Below are 4,348 nucleotides of genomic sequence, written 5' to 3' on the forward strand. Positions count from 1 at the left end.
CCGTTTGACGCGTCGGCCCGTTTCAGCCCTGCAGGAGGCCGGTCAGGGGCGATGCCCTTCGGCAGGTTGCGACAAGGGCATCGCGGCTACTACCTCTTGCCAGAAATTGGTGCCGCAGCACTTCACCAAAAAGCGCGAGCACGTTCGGAGCAGCACACCAGTGTCTGATTTTTTCGCCAGGCTGAAGCAACGCAAGCTCGTGCAATGGGCGGTGGCCTATCTCGCAGGTGCCTGGGCCTTGCTGCAGGTGCTCGATCTGGCCGCTGACAACTACGACTGGCCATCCATCATCATCCGCGTTTCATTCGCACTGATCGCGCTCGGATTTGTCGTGACCCTGGTATTGGCCTGGTATCACGGTGAGCGTGGCGAGCAGAAGGTTTCAGGCGCAGAGTTGATGATACTTGCCGCCGTGCTGGCCGTGGGTGGGGGCTTGTTGTGGCGCTATGCGCAGGTCGAATCGATCGATCCGGCACCAGGCAATACTGTCGCGGCCCGTGCGGCCAAGAATTCCGAGGCGGTGATAGAGACTCCCGACAAGTCCATCGCGGTATTGCCCTTCGTCAACATGAGTTCCGATCCGGACCAGGAATACTTCTCCGATGGCATCGCCGAGGAGCTGTTGAACCGGCTTGCGCAACTGTCCGATCTGAAAGTCGCCGCACGCACCTCGGCATTCCAGTTCAAGGGCAAGAACGAGGATATCGGCAATATCGGTCGCCAGTTGAAGGTTGCCCATGTACTCGAAGGCAGTGTGCGCAAGTCGGGCACCACGCTGCGCATCACCGCGCAGTTGATCGACAGCCGCACGGGCTACCACCTGTGGTCGGAAACCTACGACCGCGATGCATCGGATATCTTCAAGGTGCAAGATGAAATCGCCAGTGCGATCGCCGAGAGGCTCAAGATTGAGCTGGCGATCGATAGCGCAGCTACGGTTCGCAGCATCAATCCAAAGGCCCATGAGGAATATCTGCGCGGCCGCGACTTTCTCGCCAATCGACGCGGTGATCTCGACAAGGCCATCGCCGCCTTCGATCGCGCAATCGCAATCGAGCCCGACTTCAGCCCCGCCTACTCGGGCAAGGCCTTCGCGATCCAGTTGCGACCCGTGTGGAACATGGCGCCTGCCAACAGCGCGGTGCTTGATGAGACGAGAAGGATTGCTGACAAGGCGCTGCAGCTTGATCCAGACAACGCCGAGGCCTACATGGTGCGCGGCATGGCGGCGTTTTACGGATGGGACCCCGCTGCTGCCGGGGCGGATCTGAATCGCGCCTTGGCGCTGGCGCCGGGCAATATCGATATTCTCAACATGGAAGGCGACTTCCGGAACTATGTCGGTGACCTGGCCGCTGCAGAGCAGGGCAAGCGCACGGCGATGGCCCTGGATCCGTTCTCATTCGTGCATCCATTGAATCTTGCCGATGTTCTGATTAGTCAGGGCCACTACGAGGAGTCGATCATCGCTGCCGAGCAAGCCATTGCGTTGGGTGCGAATGAGTATGGCTATGACCGCCTGACAGTCGGCTATCTCGGCAGCGGGCAGATCGAGCGCGCCAGGGTGGCCTATGAGAAGGCCTGCGAGCTGAACCCGGATGATTCAAGTGTGTGCGGAACCAATGAGGCGCTCCTGCTCGCGGCAGAAGGGAAAGACGAGCAGGCAACGAGCGTCGTAAAGGCGTTGGCTGGCAGGCTCAATGCGAAAGGCAATTTCGGAGCCTACGGCAGCGAATCGACGATTGCATGGCTCTATGCAGGGCTGCATGATTTCTCCCGCGCCACTGTTGCGCAGCGAGCAGCCATCGACCTGCAGGACTGGTTCCCGACGTTTGCCATCGTGTATGCGCTTGAGGGCGCAACGTTGCCCGAAGAGCTCAGCACAGATCCGCAATGGCTGGAAGTCTGGAACGATCCGCGCATGAAGGCCTACATGGATGCCTACCGCAAGAATCTGCTGGCGTGGCGAGCAGGGGATGGCAAGCCATGAACCTGTTCGCCGAACTCAAACGCCGCAACGTGATCCGAATGGCCGGGCTCTATCTGGTCGGCGCGTGGTTGTTCATCCAGGTCGCCGAGACCCTGCTGCCGATCTTCGGTACGCCAGAATGGGTGCTCAAGGCGCTGGTCATGCTGCTGGCGCTGGGCTTTGTTCCCGCCGTGGTTTTCTCCTGGTTGTTCGAGTTGACGCCTGAAGGGCTCAAGCGCGATGCCGACGTCAATCCGGTTGCCTCGTTGTCCGCGTCCACCGGGCGGCGCATGGATCGATTGATCGCGATCGGCCTTGTCCTTGTACTTCTGGCTTTTGCAGCCGATCGTTTCTGGCCGAAACCGGCCGCAAATCCTGCTGCCGTGGCGACCGCAGCCGATCCGGTTGCGCCATTGCCAGCGACGATAGCGCCCACTACGACAGAGGTTGCCGACACCACCGCCAGCTCGATTGCGGTGTTGCCATTCGCCAATCTCTCCAGTGATCCGGAACAGGAATTTTTTTCCGATGGCATGGCCGAGGAAATACTCAATGCCCTGACCCGCATCAAGGATCTGCGCGTACTTGGTCGAAGTTCGTCGTTCCAGTTCAAGGGCAAGAATGTGCCGCCACAAACCGTCGGCAGGGAACTCGGTGTTGCCCATCTGTTGACCGGATCCGTGCGCAAGCAGGGCGACCGGCTGCGCATCAGCGTGGCCTTGATTCGCAGCTCTGATGGCGTGCAGCAATGGTCCAAGCAGTACGATGGCAAGCTCACCGATGTGTTCGACTTGCAGGATTCCTGCGCACGCGATATCGCCAGCGAACTGAAGATTGCATTGGCGGGCGGAACAGAAAGTCGTCTGGTCGACAAGGCCACCGACAACCCCGAGGCCTATGCGAAGTTCATCGAGGCCCAGGATCTGGTAACGCGTCGAGTGGGTGACAGCCTGCCACGTGCCATCCGCTTGCTGAATGAGGCAACGACGCTTGATCCTGCGTTTGCCCGGGCGTGGGCCAAATTGGCCGTGGCTCATGCGGTGGTCGTGCAATACGTGGGCGGTGACTGGCAGGAAAACTGGCAAGCCTCGGACCAGGCCGCAGCAAGAGCCCTTGAGCTCGACCCGGAAAGCACGGAAGCCTATGCGGTCACCGGATACAACAATCTGGCACGCCGAAAATACATGGATATGGACGCAGCATCACTGCGTGCGCTTGCGCTCGATTCGGGTGACATTACAGCCAACTTCTGGCGCTGCAACCAGTTGTCGTCGATGGGACGTTTTCACGAGTCTGACCAGCGAATTGATCGCGCCCTGGAGCGGGATCCTGACAACCCGCTACTCTTGTTCTACAAGGGCATTGTGCTTTGGTCGATGGGTGACTACGAGAATGCCGTGCTCTACACAAGGCGCGCCGAGGCACTGGGTTATCCGTTGAGTCGCCTGGTGCTCGCTTACGAAAAGGCCAAGCGCGGTGATGTTGCTGCAGGGGCAGAGTTGTACGCCTCGGGCATGTCAGCGTTGGGCACGAAGATTCCGCATGCCGACATCAAGCTCATTTTTGCAGGCGCCTATCAGGAAGGCGAGCCCAGGCAACAGGCGCTGGCCGCTATTGAACGCAATCCGGGCGATGAATACACGCCAACCTTCCTGATCATGCTCGGCGAACCCGATCGCGCGTTCCGGAGTTTCGAAAATGGCAGTTCAGGCCTGACCGATGCCTTCTTCGACTGGCTCTGGCAACAGGAAGACTGGTCGCGCCATGCACGCCAGCACCCGTCCTTCCAGGGCTTTGCCCAACGCATGGGCATGGTGGAGTACTGGAAGCGCTACGGCTGGCCCGATCTGTGCGCACCTGCACCCGAAAAAGGACCGGAGGCGTTCACGTGTCGATAAACCTCCTTGCCGAACTCAAACGCCGCAACGTCATCCGCATGGGCGGGTTATACCTGGTCGGTGCGTGGCTGATCATACAAGTTGCCGAAACCTTGCTGCCGGTCTATGACACGCCGGGGTGGGTCTTGAAGGCACTCATCCTGCTGCTCGCCCTGGGTTTCATTCCAGCGCTGACAGTTTCCTGGTTATTCGAGTTGACCCCCGAAGGATTGAAGCGCGACAAGGAAGTGGACAGGAGTCAGTCCATAGCGCCGCGAACCGGGCAGCGCATGAATGTCGTGATCGCCGTCCTGCTTTCACTCGGGCTGGCCTGGTACGTACTCGACAAGTTCGTCATTTCGCCCACGCGTGATGCCGTGGACATGGCCGCGAGCCTCAAGGCGATCGAATCCGAACCCGAATCTGCTCCCTCGATCAATTTGCGCTCGATTGCCGTACTGCCGTTCGAGAATCTCAGCGAGGACAAGGCCAACGGTTTTTT

General features: G+C 59.6%; 3 protein-coding genes. All 3 read left to right on the forward strand.

What is annotated here, in order from left to right; translation table 11 throughout:
* The first annotated feature begins 160 nt into the window (after positions 1-160).
* Positions 161-1,990 (forward strand): tetratricopeptide repeat protein, encoded by a 1,830-nt coding sequence (locus WBP53_RS06745; protein ID WP_423927214.1) that lies wholly within the window; start codon positions 161-163, stop codon positions 1,988-1,990.
* Positions 1,987-3,867, forward strand: a complete 1,881-nt coding sequence (locus tag WBP53_RS06750) for a tetratricopeptide repeat protein (protein ID WP_423927216.1) — start codon at positions 1,987-1,989, stop codon at positions 3,865-3,867. The genes WBP53_RS06745 and WBP53_RS06750 overlap by 4 nt, the downstream gene beginning before the upstream one ends.
* The coding region (locus WBP53_RS06755) for a hypothetical protein (RefSeq protein WP_423927218.1) at positions 3,858-4,348 on the forward strand (491 nt) is incomplete at its 3' end. The genes WBP53_RS06750 and WBP53_RS06755, both read left to right, overlap by 10 nt.

Origin of the sequence: Dokdonella sp. (assembly GCF_049593775.1) — a bacterium.
Taxonomy (GTDB): domain Bacteria; phylum Pseudomonadota; class Gammaproteobacteria; order Xanthomonadales; family Rhodanobacteraceae; genus Dokdonella.